This is a genomic window from Streptomyces sp. TLI_171 (assembly GCF_003610255.1).
In the GTDB taxonomy this organism is placed as follows: Bacteria; Actinomycetota; Actinomycetes; order Streptomycetales; family Streptomycetaceae; genus Kitasatospora.
In genome coordinates this window covers 7,318,985-7,337,865 of the sequence record NZ_RAPS01000001.1, presented here as the reverse complement: position 1 = coordinate 7,337,865, position 18,881 = coordinate 7,318,985, and the positions used below count along the sequence as shown (strand labels likewise).

Below are 18,881 nucleotides of genomic sequence, written 5' to 3'. Positions count from 1 at the left end.
CGCGGGAGTAAGGAGAAATTCGGCGAACCGATGACCGTCGGCTTTTCTTTTTGTCGCCCCGCTGATCGGACGCGTACGGTGCTCAGTCCTCGGCGCTGACCTCCGCCAGCGCCCGGAAGATCAGCGCGGTGGAGGTGGCACCCGGGTCCTGGTGGCCGATGCTGCGCGCACCGACGTAGGAGGCGCGGCCGCGCCGGGCCTGCAGCGGGGTGGTGGCGCGGGCCCCGGCCTCGGCGGCCTCCGCCGCCGCCCCGGCCGCCGCGGCGAGGGCGCGGCCGGCGTCCGCCGCGGCGCGCAGCGCGTCGACGGCCGGGCCGAAGGCGTCGACGAGCGTCTTGTCGCCGGGTTCCGCCCCGCCCAGCTCGCGGACGGCGGCGAGGCCCACCGCGAGCGCGTCCGCCAGGTCGCCCGGCCCGGACTGCGGCGGGAGTTCGGCCCCGGCGCCCCGGAACGCCTGCCCGTACAGCGGACCCGACGCGCCGCCGACCTTGGCCAGCAGCGTGCTCCCGACGGTGGCCAGCACCGCGCCGGGGCTCGACGGGTCGGCCGCGTCCAGCGCGGTCACGGCGGCGGCGAACCCGCGCCGCAGGTTGCTGCCGTGGTCGCCGTCGCCGATCGCGGTGTCGAGGTCCGCGAGCTGCTGCTCGTGCGCCTCGACCGCCGCGGCGGCGGCCCGCATCCAGGCTCCGGCGAGCGCGGTGTCGAGGGCGACGGCGCCTTCACTGCCCACGGTCCGTCACCTCCGGGTCAGCGCGGGCGTCTCGGCCGGGGCGTCCCACAGGTCCAGCAGGGCGGGGTCGGCGCGGGTCAGGGTGAGCGAGAAGCCGGCCATGTCGAGGCTGGTGACGTAGTTGCCGACCAGGGTGCGGGCGAGCGCGATGCCGCGGCCGGCGAGGCGGTCGGCGACGGCGGCGCAGAGGACGTACAGCTCCAGCAGCGGGGTGCCGCCGAGGCCGTTGACCAGGCAGATGACCTGGTCGCCCGCGGCGAGGTGCTGCTCGGCGAGGACGGCGTCGACGGCGGTGGCGGCGAGCTCCGCGGCGGGGCGGAGCCGGTCGCGGCGGCGGCCGGGCTCGCCGTGGATGCCGACGCCGACCTCGATCTCGTCCTCGGCGAGGTCGAACCCGGGCCGCCCGACCGCGGGGTTGGTGGCGGCGGTGAGCGCGATCGCGAAGGACCGGGAGGCCGCGTTGACCTGCTCCCCCACGGCGCGGACCTCGTCCAGTGCGGCGCCGCGCTCGGCCAGCGCGCCGCAGATCTTGTGCACCAGGACGGTGGCGCCGGTGCCCCGCCGGCCCGCTCCGGCACCCGGGTCGGTGACGGCGACGTCGTCGTCCACCAGCACGGTGGCGACCCGCAGGCCCGCCTCGGCGGCGAGTTCGGCGGCCAGCCGGAAGTTCAGCACGTCGCCGGTGTAGTTCTTCACCACGAACAGCACGCCCGCGCCGTTGTCGACGGCCAGGGCGGCGGCCAGGATCCGGTCCGCCGAGGGCGAGGTGAACACCTCGCCGGGGCAGGCGGCGTCCAGCATGCCGGGTCCCACGAAGCCGACGTGCAGCGGTTCGTGGCCGGAGCCGCCGCCCGACACCAGCGCCACCTTCCGGCGGGCGGGCCGCACCGCGCGGGTGACCAGCCCTAGTTCGCGGTCCACCGCCAGGCCGGGGTGCGCGGCGGCGAGGCCGGCCAGCGCGTCGTCCACCACCGTCCCGGGGCTGTTGATCAGCTTCTTCACGTGACCTGCTTCTTCACGTAGGCCGCTGTCCTTCCTCCGGACCGGGCTGACGCTACCTCAGCTCGCGTCCCGACCCGCCGTTCTGCGACACGCGCGCGCCGCCCGTCCTGCCCGGTCGGAGCGCGGCGGCGGCAGTACGCTCCCCCGCATGAGCGGTCCGGTCGGCCTGGTCCTGGTCTCGCACAGTGCGCTGCTGGCGGCGGGGCTGCGCGAGCTGCTGTCCCAACTGGCGGCCGGGGTACCGGTGGTGGCCGCGGCGGGCGACGAGGACGGCGGGCTCGGCACCAGCTCCGCGCGGACGGCGGGGGCGATCGCCGCCGCGGACCGCGGCGCGGGCGTGGTGCTCCTCGCGGACCTGGGCAGCGCGGTGCTCACCACCAAGGCGGTGCTGGCCGGCCTTCCCGCGGGGAGCGTGGCGGGCGCCGTCCTGGCCGACGCCCCCTTCGTCGAGGGCGCGGTGGCGGCCGCCGTCGCGGCCGCCGCGGGGGCGCCGCTGGCCGAGGTGGTGGCCGCGGCGGCGCAGGCCCGGGAGTTCCGCAAACGCTGACGCCTCCCCGTGGCACGCCGGGCCTGGTCCTCCGGCAGCCCGTGCGCGGCCCTGACGGGGTCTCAACCCCAGGGTGGCTCGGCCAGCCGGCGGTACCACCACGGATCGCCGCCCCGGTGCCCGGGCGCGAACGGGTCGGGGAGCGTGCGGCGGCGCAGCTCCTGGTCCAACGGTCGGACGCAGCGGGCGAGTTCGGCGCGGGCGCGGGGCGGCAGGTGCTGCAGCACCTCGTGCAGCACGTCCCTGGAGTGGCGGACGTCGTCGACGGCGTTGCAGCCGGGGCAGGCGCTGCACCAGGACTCCCGCGGGTACAGCGGTCGGCCGCCGAACGGCCGCAGGAACGAGCGGTAGCGCCGCAGGGCGAGCGCCGTGGCCCCGGCCTTCACGCAGAAGCTCGGGTGGTGCCGCTCGACGCGGTGGACCTCCAGGCTGGTGGCCGGGGAGAGGCCGTGGATCCGCAGCGGTGCGGTCTCCGTCCACCCGCGCGGGGCGGGCGTCCTGGCGCGCAGTGCGCGCGGGCGGTTACGCGGCATCGGCCTTTCGGCCGTCGGCACGGCTGATCATGCGGGCCACCCTGCCATCCGCCCGCCGGGCTGTCACCGGGTTTCCGTGCGGCCCGCTGTCACCAGGTGCGTCCGCGCGGCCCGGCCGAGCCGTGGCGAGGCGCGCTCAGGCCGGGAGGAGGCGGGCGAGGGCGCGGCGGGTGCGGGTGGGGGCGAGGGGGTCGCGGAGGAGTTGGAGGGCCTGGTTGAGAGCCAGGTAGATGCCGGTGAGCTCGTGGACGATCTGCTCGGGATCGGTGTCGGCGGGCAGGTCGCCGGCGTCGACGGCCAGCCGGACCTCGCCGGCCAGGCGGCGGCGCCAGACCAGCAGCAGGCGGGCCAGGTTGCGGCGGACCGGGCCGTCGTGGGCGTCGAACTCGACGGCGGCGGTGGTGAACAGGCAGCCGCCGGGGAAGACCTCGCGGGCGTGTTCCAGGTAGGCGATCCAGCTCTCGCAGACCGCGCGGAGCCGGCGCAGGCCCGGTTCGCTGCCGGCCGCCGGGTCCCAGACCAGGGTGGTGAACAGGGCGGAGGCCCGTTCCAGGGTGGCGAGTTGGAGCGCTTCCTTGGTGCCGAAGTGGCCCAGCACCCCGGCCTTGCTCAGTCCGAGGTCGGTGGCGAGCCGCCCTATGGTGAGGCCTTCCAGTCCGTCGACGGAGGCGAGGGCGATGCTGCGGTCGATGATCCGGGCCTTGGTCCGGCGGGCCTCGGCCACCGTGCTGCGCGGGCTCATCGGTCCTCCTCCGCCGTCCGTGCGCTGGCGGGCGCTCCGGTCGGCGCCCCGGCCGGGAATCCTACGGCGTGCCCGGCCCGGAATGGGGCGCCCCGTCCGTCCGGCGGGCGGTCGGCGTTCGACTCGGGGGCCGGTCGGCCGGGTGACGCGGTGCTGTTACACCGTCACAGTCTCGGAACGGCCCGTGCCGCCCCCCTGTCTCGGTGCGGTCGGAGCCTGCCACAGTGAGCCGGTCGCAGGGCCGCGGGGGCCGGGCGGGAGAGAGGTTGGGACGATGAGAACACGTCTGGCAGGAGTGCTGCTCGCGCTGGCGCTGGCGGGCGGCGGCGCCACGCTGGCGACCGGGTCGGCGGCGGCCGCGCCGCGCACCGCCGCGGCCGCGTCCGTGCAGCAGGCCCCGGCGGCGCCGGCGGCGGGCGCGCAGGCCGCGGCGCCGACCGGGCAGCGGGCGCAGGCCACGACCCAGTTGGCGAAGAGCAAGAGCAAGTCGAAGAAGAAGAAGTCCAAGGGCGGCCTGATCGCGTTCCTGGTGGTGGTGATCCTGGTGGTCCTGGGGATCGCCCTGGTGGTGTGGCTGGTCCGTCGGGGCCGCCGCTCCTGACCCGGCGAGCAACTCGGCGAGCGACCCGGCGAGCGACCGGGCGAGCGGCTCGGCGAGCACGGACGGGGCCCGGCACGGAGGCGGTGCCGGGCCCTCGCCCGGGCACCGCCGGGTGCGGGCGGGCGGCAGGGCTGCTGACGGAGTGTCCGTTCCTCGGGCCACCGTTTAGCGTCCGATCGGTCGGATGCTATGTTCCACGCCGTTGCCCCGGCATCGGCCGGTGGCCGCCGTCGAGGAGAGGAACCGCCATGTCCGGAGTCCGTATCGCCGCCCTCGGCCACCACCAGCCCGACCGGGTGCTGACCAACGACGAGTTGGCGACCATGGTGGAGACCGACGACGAGTGGATCCGCCGCCGGACCGGGATCGTCACCCGGCGGATCGCCCGCGCCGACGAGTCGGTGACCGACCTGGCCGCGGGGGCGGCCGCGAAGGCGCTGGCGAGCTCGGGCCTGGATCCGGCCGAGATCGGCCAGATCACCGTGGCCACCTGCAGCGCCGTCGACCGCTGCCCGTCCATAGCGGCTCAGGTCGCGGCCCGCCTGGGCATCCCGTCGGCGGTGGCGTTCGACGTGAACAACGGCTGTGCGGGCTTCTGCACCTCGCTGTCGGTGGCGAGCCACTCGCTGCTGGCGGGGGCGGCGAAGCACGCGCTGGTGATCGGCGCGGAGAAGATGTCGGACGTGGTCGACTGGACCGACCGGCGCAGCTGCATCCTGCTGGGCGACGGCGCGGGCGCCGCGGTGCTCTCCGCCACCGAGGGCGAGAGCGGCGTCGGTCCGGTGGTGTGGGGTTCGGACCCGTCGCGGGCGAGCGCGGTGCGACTGGTCGACGCCTGGCAGCCGCGGTTCGAGCAGGACGGCCAGGCGGTGTTCCGGTGGGCGACCACGGAGCTGCCCGCGCTGGCCGAGCAGGCGTGCCGCGCGGCGGGGCTGAGCCCGGCCGAGCTGGACGGGGTGGTGACGCACCAGGCGAACCTGCGGATCATCGAGTCGCTGGTGCAGAAGCTGGGCCTGTCCGAGGACGCGGTGATCGCCCGGGACGTCGTCGACTCGGGCAACACCTCGGCGGCGTCGGTGCCGCTGGCGCTGGCCAAGCTGGTGGAGCGCGGCGAGCTGCGCCCGGGCGCCCGGGTGCTGCTGTTCGCGTTCGGTGGCGGCCTGTCCTGGGCCGGCCAGGTGGTCACCTGCCCGTGACCGGCCCAGGCCCGGCGCCGGACCGTTGACGGTGGGTCAGCAGCCGTTGGTGCAGGTGATGGTGAGCGCGATCGACTCGGGCGGCGGCGGGGAGTCGAGGTACGGGGCGATCCAGCCCGCGTAGCCGTCCGCGCCGCTGATCGGGCCGAGGTGCCAGCGCTGGTCGGGCCCGAGCGGGGTGCCGTCGCCGTTGGTGATGTGCGGGTCGGTCGGCGTCCAGCCCTCCGGGCAGCGGGCGACGACGCCGCTCGGGGAGCCGACCGCGGTGACCGTCTCGACGTTCGGGTCGGCGGCGGCTGCGGCCGGGCCCGCGAGGACCGCCGACAGGACGGCGGCCAGGCCGAGGCCCGGCCCGATTCGCTTGCGCATGGATGTCCTTCCGAGGGGACGCCCCCGTCTGTTCGGGGACGATCGATCGGCATTCTCTCCGTAACCGGATGTCATTAGCCGGACACGCTGGGAAACCACCCGTTCGGGCAGGCGGCGGCGCGGGCGGACGGTGCGGGCCCGAGCTTTGCCCGCGGTGATCCCGGGCGGGCAAGATAGCCCGGTGACCCTCCTGGACCTGATGCCGAAGCCCGCCACGCCCGACTCGCTGTTCGAGACCTTCGCCGAGTGGGCGTCGGAGCGCGGCATCGCCCTCTACCCCGCCCAGGAGGAGGCGCTGATCGAGCTGGTCTCCGGGAACAACGTGATCCTGGCGACGCCGACCGGGTCGGGCAAGTCCCTGGTCGCGGCGGGCGCGCACTTCGCCGCGCTGGCCGAGGGCAAGCGGACCTTCTACACCGCGCCGATCAAGGCGCTGGTGTCGGAGAAGTTCTTCGACCTGTGCAAGATCTTCGGCACCGAGCAGGTCGGCATGATGACCGGCGACGCCTCGGTGAACCCGACCGCGCCGATCATCTGCTGCACCGCCGAGGTGCTCGCCCAGATCGCCCTGCACGACGGCCCGCGCGCCGACATCGGCCAGGTCGTGATGGACGAGTTCCACTTCTACGCCGAGCCGGACCGCGGCTGGGCCTGGCAGATCCCGCTGCTGGAGCTGCCGCAGGCGCAGTTCCTGCTGATGTCGGCGACCCTCGGCGACGTCCGCCGCTTCGAGGAGGACCTGACCCGCCGCACCGGCCGCCCGACCACGGTGGTGCGCTCGTCGACCCGCCCGGTGCCGCTGTTCTACGAGTACCGGCGCACCACCCTGCACGACACCCTCGAGGAGCTGCTGAACACCGGTCAGGCGCCGGTGTACGTGGTCCACTTCACGCAGAAGGAGGCCGTGGAGCGGGCGCAGTCGCTGATGAGCATCAACATGTGCTCGAAGCAGGAGAAGGACGCGATCGCCGACCTGATCGGCAACTTCCGCTTCACCACCAAGTTCGGTCGCAACCTGTCGCGCTTCGTGCGGCACGGCATCGGCGTGCACCACGCCGGCATGCTGCCCAAGTACCGCCGCCTGGTGGAGCGGCTGGCGCAGGCCGGCCTGCTGAAGGTGATCTGCGGCACCGACACCCTCGGCGTCGGCGTCAACGTGCCGATCCGCACGGTGCTGTTCACGGCGTTGTCGAAGTACGACGGGCAGCGGGTGCGGATCCTGCGGGCCCGCGAGTTCCACCAGATCGCCGGGCGGGCCGGCCGGGCCGGGTTCGACACCGTCGGCCAGGTGGTGGCGCAGGCGCCGGAGCACGTGGTGGAGAACGACAAGGCGCTGGCCAAGGCCGGCGACGACCCGAAGAAGCGCAAGAAGGTGGTCCGCAAGAAGGCCCCCGAGGGCTTCGTGTCCTGGTCGGAGGAGACCTTCGAGCGGCTGATCGCGGCCGACCCGGAGCCGCTGGTCTCCCGGTTCAAGGTCAGCCACGCCATGCTGCTGTCGGTGATCGGCCGCCCGGGCAACGCGTTCGAGGCGATGCGCAAGCTGCTGACCGACAACCACGAGGACCGGGCCGCGCAGCGTCGCCACATCCGCTCCACCATCGCCATCTACCGCTCGCTGCTGGAGGGCGGGGTGGTGGAGCGGCTGGAGGAGCCGGACTCCGAGGGCCGCATCGTGCGCCTGACCCTCGACCTGCAGGAGAACTTCGCGCTGAACCAGCCGCTGTCGACGTTCGCGCTGGCCGCCTTCGACCTGCTCGACCCGGAGTCCCCGTCGTACGCGCTGGACGTGATCTCGGTGGTCGAGGCGACCCTCGACGACCCGCGGCAGATCCTCGCCTCGCAGGAGAACAAGGCCCGCGGCGAGGCGGTCTCGGAGATGAAGCGGGACGGCGTCGAGTACGAGGAGCGGATGAACCGGCTCCAGGACATCACGTACCCGAAGCCGCTGGAGGAGCAGCTCGGGCACGCCTACGAGGTGTACCGCCGGGCGCACCCGTGGATCGGCGACTACCCGCTGCGGCCGAAGTCGGTGGTGCGCGACCTGTACGAGCGGGCCATGACCTTCACCGACTACGTGGGCTTCTACGACCTGGCCCGCACCGAGGGCATCGTGCTGCGGTACCTGGCGGGCGCGTTCAAGGCGCTGGAGCAGACCGTTCCGGACGACATCAAGACCGACGACCTGAAGGACGTCATCGCCTGGCTGGGCGAGCTGGTCCGGCAGGTCGACTCCTCGCTGCTCGACGAGTGGGAGGCGCTCGCCAACCCGACCGAGCCGGAGGCCGCCGAGGTCCGGCTGGAGGACAAGCCCGCCCCGGTCACCGCCAACTCCCGCGCCTTCCGGGTGCTGGTCCGCAACGAGCTGTTCCGCCGGGTCGAGCTGTGCGCCCTGGAGCACTACGACGCGCTGGCCGAGCTCGACGGCGAGGACGGCTGGGACGCCGACCGCTGGGCCGACGCGATGGACGGCTACTGGGAGGAGTACGACGACCTCGCCACCGGTCCGAACGCCCGCGGCCCGAAGATGCTGCTGATCGAGGAGGTCGACGACGAGGGCCTGTGGCGGGTCCGGCAGATCTTCGACGACCCCAACGGCGACCACGACTGGGGCATCTCCGCCGAGGTCGACCTCTACGGCTCCGACGAGGAGGGCCGCGCCGTCGTCAGGATCACCGCCGTGGGCGCGCACTGACGCACCCTCGGCGCTCAGCCGCCGACCGGGTCGGCGCGGTGCGCGGCGGTGAACTCAGCCGCCGACCGGGTCGGCGCGGTGCGCGGCGGTGAAGGCACGGCGGGTGCGGCTGCCGGGCGGGGCGAGGCACGCGAAGACGTGACGCCCCGGCTCGGGCAGTGCGAGAACGGTGTACTCCAGGACCTCGGTGTCCAGCTCGGGGTGGCGCACGTGCAGCCGCCCCGGGCCCGGCGGCCCGGCCCGGTGCTGGGCCCACAGCGCCGCGAAGGCCGGGCTGGCTGCGGAGAACCGGTCGACCAGGGCGGCGAGCCTGCGGTCGGCCGGGCGGTCGACGTGGTGGGCCCGAAGTGAGGCGACCAGGTCCGCGCCGATCGAGCGGCCGGGGGCGTGGTTGTCGGTGCTGCGGGCGCCGTGCGGGCAGCAGAACACCTGCCACAGCAGGTTGCGTTCGTGCGCGGGCCGCCGCTCGGGGCCGGCCAGCAGCACGGCTGCGGGCCGGTTCCAGGCCAGCAGGTCGAAGGTCGGGCCGGTCACGAACGCGGGTGCCGCATCCAGGGTTTCGAGCAGGGCCAGGGTGCTCGCGGAGACGGCCGCGGCCCGTTCTCCGGCGCGGGGGGCTTCGCGGCGCCGCCCGGCCAACCGGTGCAGGTAGGCGCGTTCGGCGTCGCCGAGGTGCAGGGCGTCGGCGATGCCGTCGAGCACCGGGCCGGTGGGCACCCGCTGACGGCCCTGCTCCAGTCTCGCGTAGTAGTCCGCGGAGATCCCGGCCCGGGCGGCGACCTCCTCGCGGCGCAGCCCCGGCGTTCGGCGCCGGCCGCCCGCCGCGAGGCCGAGGTCGGCCGGTGCCAGTCGGGCGCGGCGGGCCCGCAGGAAGGATCCCAACGGAGTCTCGGGCATGCGCGCCACCCTGCCACAGCGTCCCGGGCGCAGCCAGGACCTGGCCGGTCCAGGATGGCCGGTCCTCGGCACGGCCGGCCGCTGGTGGGCCGACACCGCGTCAACCAGGCTGGCCCGCATGGGACTTCTCGACGACAAGGTGACGATCGTCACCGGTGCCGGGCGCGGCATCGGCGCCGCCGCCGCGCGGCTGTTCGCCCGTGAGGGGGCGCGGCTGGTGCTCGCGGCCCGCAGCGGGGCCGAAGTGGAGGCGCTGGCCGCCGAGTTGCGGGCCGGCGGGGCCGCGGCGGTGGCCCTGGCGGTCGACCTGACGACCGCGGCGGGCGCGGACCGGCTGGTCGACACCGCGCTGCGCAGCTACGGCCGGCTGGACGCCGCGTTCGACAACGCGGGCAACGGTCTGCCGCCCGCGCCGTTGGCGGAGCGCGCCGAGGACGAGTGGGACGCCGCGCACGCGCTGAACCTGCGCGGGACCTGGCTGTGCCTGCGGGCGCAGCTCGCGGCTCTGGTCGCGGGCGGCCGGGGCGGCTCGATCGTGGTCAACTCCGGGGTGGGCGCCCTGGTCGGCGGGTTCGGGGACGGCGTGCAGCAGGCCGCCAAGCACGGGGTGACGGGGCTGGTGAAGGCCGCGGTCGCGGACTACGCGCCGCACGGCATCCGGGTCAACGCGGTGGCACCGGGGGTGGTGCGCACTCCCGGCACCGAACAGTTCTTCGCCCTCGGCGCGCCGTTCACCGAGCTGGTGGCCCGGGCCACCCCGCTGGGCCGGCCGGCGGGTCCGGCCGAGGTGGCGGAGGCCGCTGCGTGGCTGCTCAGCGACCGCGCCTCGTACGTCACGGGGGTCACCCTGCCGGTGGACGGGGGGATCACGGCGACCCGGCGCTTCGACTGAGGGCTTCCGGCCGCAAGGAGGTGACGCGACGTCAGGTCCGGACCCGGGCCGCCACCGTGCGGGCGCAGTCGGCGGCGGTGGTGCGGGTGGTGTCCACTTCGACGTCGTAGTGGACGCCCCGGTGGACGGAGGCGGCCTGGGTGGCGGCCATGCCGGGGGTGCGGTCGGGGCGGCCGGCTTCGCGGGCCGTGGCCGCGCCGGCGGCGCAGTGGACGCCGACCCAGAGGACGGGGAGGCCGGTCAGGGCGTCCCGCCAGCGCTGCTGGGAGGCGGAGCCGGACAGGAAGACGTCGTCGATCACCACGGGTGCGCCGGCCCGGGCGGTGGCGGCGACACCGGCCATCCAGGCGCCCTCCAGGGCCCGGAAGGCCGCCCCGACGGCGACGGCGCCGTCGGAGCCGAACTCGATGCCCGCGTCCTGTTCGAACAGGGCCGCGGGCATCGCGTCGATCAGGTCGTCGATGCCGAAGGTCAGCCAGGGCTCCGGCAGCAGGTCCTGCAGGGCCCGGGCGAGGCTGCTCTTCCCGCTGCTGGAACCGCCGTTGAGCACGATCACACGGATGGTCATCGGGCCACCGTAGCCGCCGGGGCGCCGTCCGGTCGGAAGGACCGGTCCGGTGCGGTGGGGCGGGGCCCGGCGGGGAGTACTGAAGTCCTCGGTGGTGAAGGTACCGGCGCCGACCAGGTCGACGGCGGCCGGCGGCGTCGGTGGGTCGGCGACGGCGGGTCGGCGACGGCGGCGCGCGCGAGCAGCGCGGACGCGCAGAGCGCGACGGCGGTCGCGGCGGTGGTGACGGTCGCGGCGAGGTGACGCACGGTCGGAACCCTCCCGGACCGGGGTGGCGGGGCCGGGCCGTCGTGGTCCGCCGACGCCGCGTCAACCAGGCGCTGCCGCAGATCCGTTGGGGTGATTCCGGGAGCGTCCACGGGTGGGTTGCGGGGTCCGGCGCCCGCGTTCGCCCGGGCGTCGCGGACCGGCCGGTCGGCCGCCGGCGACGGGCCTCAGCGCGGGGCCAGCCCGCCGATCACCAGGTCGACCAAGGCGTCGACGAACCGGACGGTGACGGGTTCGCCGAGCAGCAGGTGGCGGGCGAACAGCGGGCTCATCAGGGCCTCGACGGCGGCCCGGTGGTCGGCGTCGGCCCGGATCTCGCCGCGCTCGGCGGCCCGCTGCAGCAGCTGTTCGGCACGGGCCAGCCGGTCGGCCCAGTAGGCGTCGCGGTTGCTGCGGGCGTCGGCGTTCTGCGGGGCGATGCTCAGGTGGAGCAGCGCGGGGCCCTCCGGCGTGTCGAGGAACGCGCCGAGGGCGGTGAGGAGTTGCCTCAGGTCGCCGCGGAGGGTGCCGGTGTCGGGCAGCGGCATGGCGTGGTCGGTGTAGTCGGCGAGGGCCTCGCGCAGCAGTTCCTCGCGGGTGCCCCAGTTCCGGTAGACGGAGGTCTCGTGCACGCCGGCGGCCGCGGCGACGGCGGCGACGCTGGCGGCTTCCAGACCGCCGTCGGCGAGCAGCCGCACGGTGGCGTCGAGCACGGCGCGACGCATCGCCGCGCCCCGGCGGCGCAGGGGCGCGGCCTTCGCCTCGGGCGCGCGATCGGTCGCGGGGCGCTGCTCGCGGCCGGTCGACGGGTCCGACGTGCGGCCGGGCCGGCGGTCAGCCGCGGGCTCGGGCGTGCGGTCGGGTGTGCGGTGGGGTCTGTCGGTGGACACGGGGGCAGCGTAACGCAGGCAGCCTTGCGTTGCTGGGGACGGCGACGTAGCCTCGGCAACGCAAGTCACCTTGCGATAGCTCGGACCGCCGGGCCGTCGCGAGCGGCACCGAGGCCGCCGACAGACCGCCGCCGGCCGGAGAGGATCGACCATGGCCGTGATGCGCGCCGTCCGTCTGCACCTGCCCACCCGCACCCTGAGCGTCGAGGAGGTGGAGCGTCCCGTCCCCGGCCCCGGCCAGGTGCTGGTCAAGGTCGAGGCGGCCGGCGTCTGCCTGTCGGACGTGCACCTGATCGACGGCACGCTCACCCCGCTGTACCTGCCGGGCGACAGCGTCACCCTGGGCCACGAGGTGGCCGGCACGGTCGCCGAGCCGGGCCCGGACGCCGGAAGCTGGCAGGTCGGCGACCGGGTGGTGCTGCAGGCCGGCGAGAAGCGCGACGGGATCACCTGGACCCGCGGCGTGGACTACGACGGCGGCTGGGCGGAGTACGCGCTGGCCCGCACCGACACCTTGGTGCGGCTGCCCGACGCGATCCCGTTCGACCAGGGCTCGATCATCCCGGACGCGGTGTCGACCCCCTGGGGCGCCGTCACCACCACCGGGCAGGTCCGCCCGGCCGAGGCGGTCGGCGTCTGGGGCATCGGCGGGCTCGGTGCGCACGGCGTGCAGCTGCTGCGCGCCGTCGGCGCCAACCCGATCATCGCGATCGACCCCTCCCCCGCCGCCCGCGAGCGCGCCCTCGCCTTCGGCGCGGACCTCGCGCTGGACTCCGCCGACCCGCAGCTCGCCACCCGGATCGGCACGGCGACCGGCGGCGCCGGCCTCGCCGCCGCCTTCGACTTCGCCGGGGTGCCCGCCGTCCGCGAGCAGGCGATGACGGTGCTGGGAGCGCACGGCCGGCTGGTCCTGGTCGGCCTGACGGACCAGCCGCTGACGGTCACGCACAGCATCCGCTTCTCCTACCTGCAGCAGCGGATCCTGGGCCACTACGGCTCCGAGGAGACCGCCGTCCCGCAGCTGATCGCGCTCGCCGCGGGCGGTCGCCTCGACTTCTCCCGCTCGGTCAGCGAGGTGCTGCCGCTGGAGCGCGCCGCCGAGGCCGTGCAGCGCCTGCACAGCAAGCAGGGCGACCCGATCCGACTGATCCTCAAGCCCTGACGCACCGTCACCGACCGGCCCTCGAACGGCCGCGGAAGAGGGCCGTGCGGGTACGGACGGGTGGCGGCCGGGGCGTGTCCCGGGCCGGACGGAGACGCGCCCGGTTAGCGTCGGACGGACCTGCTTCCATCCGCGACGGGAGGTTGCGGCCATGACGTCCGGCTACGGCATCGGCCTGTACGCCCAGGGGCTGTTCGACACCGACGACAACGCGACGAACCGGGCGGCGCTCGCCGCGCTGTCCGGTTCCGGCTTCACCGACCTGATCCTGTTCACCCTGCACGTGCACCCGAGCGGGGACCTCTACCTGGGCGACCACGTGATCGCCCGGGACGGCAAGATCGTCTACCTCTGGAAGGACACCCAGAACCCGTCCTTCCCCGAGCTGGTCAAGGGCCTGCGGGCGGGCGGCTTCCGCAACGTCCTGTTCTCGATCGGCTTCGGCGGCCCGCCCACGCCCGAGGACTGGCAGCACATCCAGGACCTGCTCGACCGGGGCCAGGCCCGGGTGCTGGCCGCGAACTTCAAGGCCGTCGCGGACTGGACCGGAGTGGACGGCTACGACTTCGACTGCGAGGAGGACGTCCGCACCTCCACCATCGCCGACATGGCCACCCTGCTCGCCCCGTTCGGTGCGAGCGGAGTGATCACCCTGTGCCCGTACGACAAGATGGACTGGTGGCTGGACTGCCTGGCGGAGATCCACCAGCGGCACGGCAACCAGCTTGTCCGCGGTCTCAACCTGCAGGTCTACGGCGGGGCGATCCCCGGGGACTGGCTGACCGCCCTGTCCGCCGCCAAGGCCCGCACCGGCGTCCGGGACCCGGCCGGTTTCCTCTCCACGGGCTACCTGGTGGCCCCGCCGGCCGCACTCTGCCCGGAGTTCGCCGAGGACGGCCGGCTCGGACTGCGGTCCGGCTTCCTCTGGCAGTACGGCTCGTTCGACCGGACGCCGAAGGAGTACGCGGCGGCCGTGCGGGACGGCCTGTCGGGCGGCCCCTGCGCCTGACCCCGGCGCGGCCGTGTGGTTCGCTTGCCCGGATGACCGACGCACCCGCCTGCCGCCGCCGCACACCCGCCGATCTGGACGCCTGCGTCCGGGCGCTGGGCGCGGTCCACCGCCAGGACGGCTACCCGATGAACTGGCCGGCGGACCCGGCCGGTTGGCTGACACCGGAGACCCTGCTCGCCGCGTGGGTCGCCGAACTCGACGGCCGGGTGGCCGGCCACGTCGCCCTCTGCGGCAGCACCTCGGCCGACCTCGCGCCGGGCGAGTGGAGCCGCCGCACGGGCCGCCCCGCCGCCGCGACCGCCGTGGTGGGCCGCCTGTTCGTCGCCCCGACGGCCCGCGGCCACCGCCTCGGAGCCGCCCTGCTCGCCCTCGCCGAGCGCGACGCCCGCGGCCGCGGGCTGCACCCGGTCCTCGACGTGCTGGCCACCGACGCCGCCGCCACCGCGCTGTACCGGCGCGCGGGTTGGACGGAACTGACTGCCGTCGACCAGGACTGGGGCGCCGCCACCGTCACCCTCCGCTGCTTCGCCGCACCCCTCGCGACAGACCCGGCCAACCCGGTCGGGTGAGCCCCCGGCGGCCTCTCGCCCGCCGCCGCAGTGAGCGGCAGTCCGATGGAGGAACTCGACTTCCGGACCGATCCGACCTGGGTGCGGCCGGCCGCGCCGAGCGGGGCGGGGCATGACCAACTCGACCCCATGGAGCGGTCCGCAGGCCACCCACCGTGACTGGCATGGGCACTACAGTCACGTTCCATCGATCGCTGTCATCTGATCTTGCGTCAATCTGTATCTTTTTTGCGTTCACCCGTGGACTTCCTGCCGCCGCGACGCCTACGCTCGGCACGCCCGGCCACCACCCGGGCCCATCCCCCGCAGGAAGCACGGTCACCCATGCAGAATCCCCCCACCCGCGCCAGGCGGACCGTAGCCTCGTTGACCACACTCGCGATGGGCGCCGCCGGCCTGCTCGCGGTGGCCTTCGTCAACGCCGGTACGGCGCAAGCGGCGGCGGTCCCCGCGCTGTCGCCGCTGAGCGTGCCCAACCGCGGCGCCAGCGTCCCGTTCGTCGAGCAGGAGGCCGAGTACGCGGCCACCAACGGCACCGTGGTCGGCCCGGACCGGCTCTACGGGCACCTGGTCTCGGAGGCCTCCGGCCGGCAGGCCGTGACGCTCAACTCAACCGGCCAGTATGTGGAGTTCACGCTCACCGCGCCCGCCAACTCGATCGACTTCCGGTACAGCCTGCCGGACTCCTCGGACGGCAAGGGCCGCGACGCCTCGATGGATCTGCTGGTCAACGGGCAGAAGCTGAAGAGCGTCGACGTGACCTCCAAGTACAGCTGGTACTACGGCGGTTACCCGTTCAACAACAACCCGGGCGACAGCAACCCGCACCACTTCTTCGACGAGACCCGCACCCTGCTGGGTTCGACCTACCCGGTGGGGACGAAGATCCGGCTGCAGGTGTCGTCCACCGCGCAGTCCCCCACCTTCACCATCGACCTGGCGGACTTCGAGAAGGTCGCCGACCCGATCGGCAAGCCCACCGGCGCGCTCGACGTGGTCGCGGACTTCGGCGCCGACCCCACCGGCGCCACCGACTCCACCGCGAAGTTCCAGGCCGCCGTCAACGCCGGTGCGGCGCAAGGCAAGACGGTGTACATCCCGCAGGGCAACTTCACCCTGTACGACCACGTGGTGGTCGACAAGGTGACGCTGGCCGGCGCCGGTCCCTGGTACAGCGTGCTGGGCGGGCGCGACCCGATCAACCGCAACCGGGCGGCGGGCATCTACGGCAAGTACGTCTCGGGCGGCGGCTACGGCGGCGCCATCCGGCCGCAGGAGGCGGGCGGTCCGAGCCAGAACGTCACCCTGAAGGACTTCGCGATCATCGGCGACGTCCGCGAGCGGGTCGACGACGACCAGGTGAACGGCCTGGGCGGCGCGATGTCCAACTCGACGGTGGACAACCTGTGGATCCAGCACACCAAGGTCGGCGCCTGGATGGACGGTCCGATGGACCACTTCACCATCAAGAACAGCCGGATCCTCGACCAGACCGCCGACGGCGTGAACTTCCACACCGGCGTCACCAACTCGACCGTCACCAACACCTTCCTGCGCAACACCGGTGACGACGGCCTGGCCTCCTGGCCGGAGCGGGTCGCGAACGTGGGCGACAGCTTCACCCACAACACCGTGGTGCTGCCCATCCTCGCCAACAACATCGTCACGTACGGCGGCAAGGACTTCACCATCTCGGACAACGTGATGGCCGACACCATCACCAACGGCGGCGGCCTGCACATCGCCAACCGCTACCCGGGTGTCACCTCCGGCAACGGCACCGCCGTCTCCGGCACCATCACCGCGGCCCGCAACACCCTGATCCGCACCGGAAACAGCGACTACAACTGGCAGTTCGGCGTCGGCGCGATCTGGTTCGACGGCCTGAACGAGCCGATCAACGGCGCGACCATCAACGTCACCGACACCGACATCCTTGACAGCTCCTACGAGGCGATCCAGACCATCGAGGGCGGCGTCACCGGCGTCAACCTGACCAACGTGAACATCGACGGCGCGGGCACCTACGCGATCCAGGCGCAGGCCAACGCCCAGATGAAGTTCACCAACGTCAAGGCCAAGAACATCGCGCAGGCCGCCACCCCGATCCACAACTGCGTGGGCACCGGCTTCCAGATCACCGACGGCGGCGGCAACTCCGGCCTGAGCGGTTCGACCTGCACCGGCCAGTGGCCGGCCCCGGTCTGGACGTACAACGGCGTTCCGGTGGGCGGCGGTTCGACCTCCTCGCCGTCCCCGTCGCCGTCCACCTCCACCTCGCCGTCGCCGTCCCCGTCCACCTCCACCGGCCCGACCTGCCCGAGCGGCACCGGCAACCTGGCCCAGGGCCGACCCGCCACCGCCTCCGGCACCAACGGCGGCTTCGGCGCGGGCAACGCGGTCGACGGTGACGCCAACTCCTACTGGGAGAGCGCCAACAACGCCTTCCCGCAGTGGATCCAGGTCGACCTCGGCTGCTCGCTCAGCCTCTCCAAGGCCGTCCTGAAGCTGCCCCCGGCGAGCGCCTGGGCCACCCGCACCCAGACCCTCACCGTCCAGGGCTCCACCGACGGAACCACCTTCACCACCCTGGTCGGCTCCACCGGCTACACCTTCGACCCGGCCACCGGCAACACCGTCACCGTCAACCTCCCCGCCACCAGCACCCGCTACCTCCGCCTGAGCTTCACGGGCAACACGGGCTGGCCTGCCGGGCAGCTCTCCGAGCTGCAGGTGTTCGGCGGCGGCGCGACCTCCTCGCCGTCCTCGTCGCCGTCCTCCTCCCCCTCCCCGTCCTCCTCGCCGACCCAGCCGGCCTGCAACCCGGGCACCGGCAACATCGCGCAGGGCAAGGCGGCGACCGCCTCCGGCACCAGCCAGAACTACGGCCCGGGCAACGCGGTCGACGGTGACGCCAACTCGTACTGGGAGAGCGCCAACAACGCCTTCCCGCAGTGGATCCAGGTCGACCTCGGCTGCTCGCTCAGCCTCTCCAAGGCCGTCCTGAAGCTGCCCCCGGCGAGCGCCTGGGCCACCCGCACCCAGACCCTCACCGTCCAGGGCTCCACCGACGGAACCACCTTCACCACCCTGGTCGGCTCCACCGGCTACACCTTCGACCCGGCCACCGGCAACACCGTCACCGTCAACCTCCCCGCCACCAGCACCCGCTACCTCCGCCTGAGCTTCACGGGCAACACGGGCTGGCCGGCCGGGCAGCTCTCCGAGTTCCAGATCTACGCCTCCTGATCCACGCCTCCCGACGCCGGACCGCCCGGGGCTCCGAGACCACCTCTCCTCGCTGCCCCGGGCACCGGCCCCCGGTCCCGCCCGGTCCGCACGACCGGGCGGGACCGCGGCGTTCCCGGACCCACTCGCGGGTGGCCCGAGGTCGCACCCGGCGCGGCATTGACGGCAATTGCCCGGTTCGCGTGATAGGCAGGCCGAATGGCTTCGACCCCCGCCTTCCCGGACCTGCTGCGCCTGATCGACGACCGCTCCGCGACGCTGCGCAGCACCCTCGCCACCGCGCCCGACCCGCACGCCCGCATCCCCAGCTGCCCCGACTGGACGCTGCCCGACCTGCTCGACCACCTCACCACCGTGCACCGCTTCTGGACGGCGGCGGTCACCGCGGGCGAGGCGTTCACGCCCGTCCCGCCGGAGCCGAACGGCGAACTCCCGCCGGCCGCGGCCCTGGAGCGGTCCGAGGAGGTCACCGCCGCGCTGCTGAAGGCGCTCGACGAGGCCGGTCCGGACGCCGCCTGCTGGACGTGGTGGCAGGGCTCCGGCCGGCCGTCCACCGCCGGCGCGGTCGCCCGCCACCAGGTGCAGGAGGCCGCCGTGCACGCGCACGACGCCGAGCTCGCCGCCGGAACTCCCCGCCCGGTGCCGGAGGCTGTCGCGCTCGACGGCCTGGACGAGTTCCTCGCCGTGTCCTGGGGCACCGCCGGACCGTGGCCGCACCCGCCCGCCGTGGTCGGCCTGCGCACCACGGAGGGCCCGGCCTGGCTGGTCGAACTGACGGCGGACGGCCTCCGGCAACCGGCGGACGGTACGGATCGGCGTGCGGCCACCCTCGAACTCGCCGGCCCCGCCAGCGACCTGCTGCTCGCCCTGCACCGCCGCCGTCCGGCGGCGGGCCTGCTCGCGGGCGGCGATCCGGCCGTCCTGGAGCAGCTGCTCGCCTGGCCCCGGCTGGGCTGACGGAGCGCCAGGGCGCACCGGTGCCGA

18 protein-coding genes and 1 pseudogene are annotated in these 18,881 nt (G+C 74.4%); 11 read left to right on the top strand and 8 right to left on the bottom strand.

The genetic code is table 11. From position 1 onward, the window contains the following. Window positions 1-82: 82 nt before the first annotated feature. Window positions 83-679 (bottom strand): dihydroxyacetone kinase subunit DhaL, encoded by a 597-nt coding sequence (gene dhaL / locus BX266_RS32685; RefSeq protein ID WP_099908578.1) that lies wholly within the window; start codon window positions 677-679, stop codon window positions 83-85. A 57-nt stretch (window positions 680-736) separates the two neighbouring features. Further along, a complete protein-coding gene (gene dhaK / locus BX266_RS32680) occupies window positions 737-1,732 on the bottom strand; it encodes a dihydroxyacetone kinase subunit DhaK (protein WP_099905822.1) in 996 nt (331 codons plus the stop codon). Between the two features lie 148 nt (window positions 1,733-1,880). On the opposite strand from dhaK, the gene BX266_RS32675 reads away from it, so the two are divergent. Continuing rightward, a complete protein-coding gene (locus tag BX266_RS32675; RefSeq protein WP_099905820.1) occupies window positions 1,881-2,279 on the top strand; it encodes a PTS-dependent dihydroxyacetone kinase phosphotransferase subunit DhaM in 399 nt (132 codons plus the stop codon). A 62-nt stretch (window positions 2,280-2,341) separates the two neighbouring features. Here the strand turns inward: BX266_RS32675 and BX266_RS32670 are convergent, their stop codons facing one another. Further along, window positions 2,342-2,812, bottom strand: a complete 471-nt coding sequence (locus tag BX266_RS32670) for a hypothetical protein (RefSeq protein ID WP_099905818.1) — start codon at window positions 2,810-2,812, stop codon at window positions 2,342-2,344. Between the two features lie 136 nt (window positions 2,813-2,948). Continuing rightward, window positions 2,949-3,554, bottom strand: a complete 606-nt coding sequence (locus tag BX266_RS32665; RefSeq protein WP_099905816.1) for a TetR/AcrR family transcriptional regulator — start codon at window positions 3,552-3,554, stop codon at window positions 2,949-2,951. 274 nt (window positions 3,555-3,828) lie between these two features. On the opposite strand from BX266_RS32665, the gene BX266_RS32660 reads away from it, so the two are divergent. Beyond that, window positions 3,829-4,155: a hypothetical protein gene (locus BX266_RS32660; protein ID WP_180290700.1), complete on the top strand. Its 327-nt coding sequence runs from the start codon at window positions 3,829-3,831 to the stop codon at window positions 4,153-4,155. A 248-nt stretch (window positions 4,156-4,403) separates the two neighbouring features. Beyond that, complete coding sequence (locus tag BX266_RS32655) at window positions 4,404-5,351, top strand: beta-ketoacyl-ACP synthase III (RefSeq protein WP_099905814.1); 948 nt, start codon at window positions 4,404-4,406, stop codon at window positions 5,349-5,351. A gap of 36 nt (window positions 5,352-5,387) precedes the next feature. Here the strand turns inward: BX266_RS32655 and BX266_RS32650 are convergent, their stop codons facing one another. Next, complete coding sequence (locus BX266_RS32650; RefSeq protein ID WP_099905812.1) at window positions 5,388-5,720, bottom strand: hypothetical protein; 333 nt, start codon at window positions 5,718-5,720, stop codon at window positions 5,388-5,390. A 199-nt stretch (window positions 5,721-5,919) separates the two neighbouring features. Here BX266_RS32650 and BX266_RS32645 point away from each other — a divergent pair, with 199 nt between their 5' ends. Beyond that, on the top strand, window positions 5,920-8,412 hold the full coding sequence (locus BX266_RS32645; protein WP_399171320.1) for a DEAD/DEAH box helicase: 2,493 nt from the start codon (window positions 5,920-5,922) through the stop codon (window positions 8,410-8,412). A gap of 54 nt (window positions 8,413-8,466) precedes the next feature. Here BX266_RS32645 and BX266_RS32640 read toward each other — a convergent pair whose 3' ends face one another. Beyond that, entirely contained in the window at window positions 8,467-9,309 is an 843-nt protein-coding gene (locus tag BX266_RS32640) for a helix-turn-helix transcriptional regulator (protein WP_180290699.1), read from the bottom strand. Here BX266_RS32640 and BX266_RS32635 point away from each other — a divergent pair. Next, a complete protein-coding gene (locus BX266_RS32635; protein WP_259464964.1) occupies window positions 9,308-10,201 on the top strand; it encodes an SDR family NAD(P)-dependent oxidoreductase in 894 nt (297 codons plus the stop codon). The genes BX266_RS32640 and BX266_RS32635 overlap by 2 nt on opposite strands. 31 nt (window positions 10,202-10,232) lie before the next feature. Here BX266_RS32635 and cpt read toward each other — a convergent pair whose 3' ends face one another. After that, window positions 10,233-10,769: a chloramphenicol phosphotransferase CPT gene (gene cpt, locus BX266_RS32630; RefSeq protein ID WP_180290698.1), complete on the bottom strand. Its 537-nt coding sequence runs from the start codon at window positions 10,767-10,769 to the stop codon at window positions 10,233-10,235. A gap of 434 nt (window positions 10,770-11,203) precedes the next feature. Next, window positions 11,204-11,905 carry a TetR-like C-terminal domain-containing protein gene (locus tag BX266_RS32620; protein ID WP_310794821.1) on the bottom strand — a complete coding sequence of 234 codons (702 nt, stop codon included), beginning with the start codon at window positions 11,903-11,905 and terminating at the stop codon, window positions 11,204-11,206. A 151-nt stretch (window positions 11,906-12,056) separates the two neighbouring features. Between BX266_RS32620 and BX266_RS32615 the strand changes: the two genes are divergently transcribed. From BX266_RS32615 to BX266_RS32595, 6 genes and pseudogenes are all read left to right on the top strand, one after another. Next, on the top strand, window positions 12,057-13,067 hold the full coding sequence (locus BX266_RS32615) for a zinc-binding dehydrogenase (protein ID WP_099905806.1): 1,011 nt from the start codon (window positions 12,057-12,059) through the stop codon (window positions 13,065-13,067). A 151-nt stretch (window positions 13,068-13,218) separates the two neighbouring features. Further along, the gene (locus tag BX266_RS32610) at window positions 13,219-14,076 is read left to right on the top strand and encodes a hypothetical protein (RefSeq protein ID WP_099905804.1); all 858 of its coding nucleotides are present in this window, start codon (window positions 13,219-13,221) and stop codon (window positions 14,074-14,076) included. Between the two features lie 32 nt (window positions 14,077-14,108). Then, on the top strand, window positions 14,109-14,648 hold the full coding sequence (locus BX266_RS32605) for a GNAT family N-acetyltransferase (protein ID WP_099905802.1): 540 nt from the start codon (window positions 14,109-14,111) through the stop codon (window positions 14,646-14,648). A 324-nt stretch (window positions 14,649-14,972) separates the two neighbouring features. Beyond that, a pseudogene (locus BX266_RS32600) lies at window positions 14,973-17,387 on the top strand (discoidin domain-containing protein); the annotation flags it as partial. Next, the gene (locus BX266_RS41305; RefSeq protein ID WP_259465186.1) at window positions 17,382-17,897 is read left to right on the top strand and encodes a discoidin domain-containing protein; all 516 of its coding nucleotides are present in this window, start codon (window positions 17,382-17,384) and stop codon (window positions 17,895-17,897) included. The pseudogene BX266_RS32600 and the gene BX266_RS41305, both read left to right, overlap by 6 nt. A 198-nt stretch (window positions 17,898-18,095) precedes the next feature. Then, entirely contained in the window at window positions 18,096-18,854 is a 759-nt protein-coding gene (locus BX266_RS32595; protein ID WP_099905799.1) for a maleylpyruvate isomerase family mycothiol-dependent enzyme, read from the top strand. Window positions 18,855-18,881: the final 27 nt, after the last annotated feature.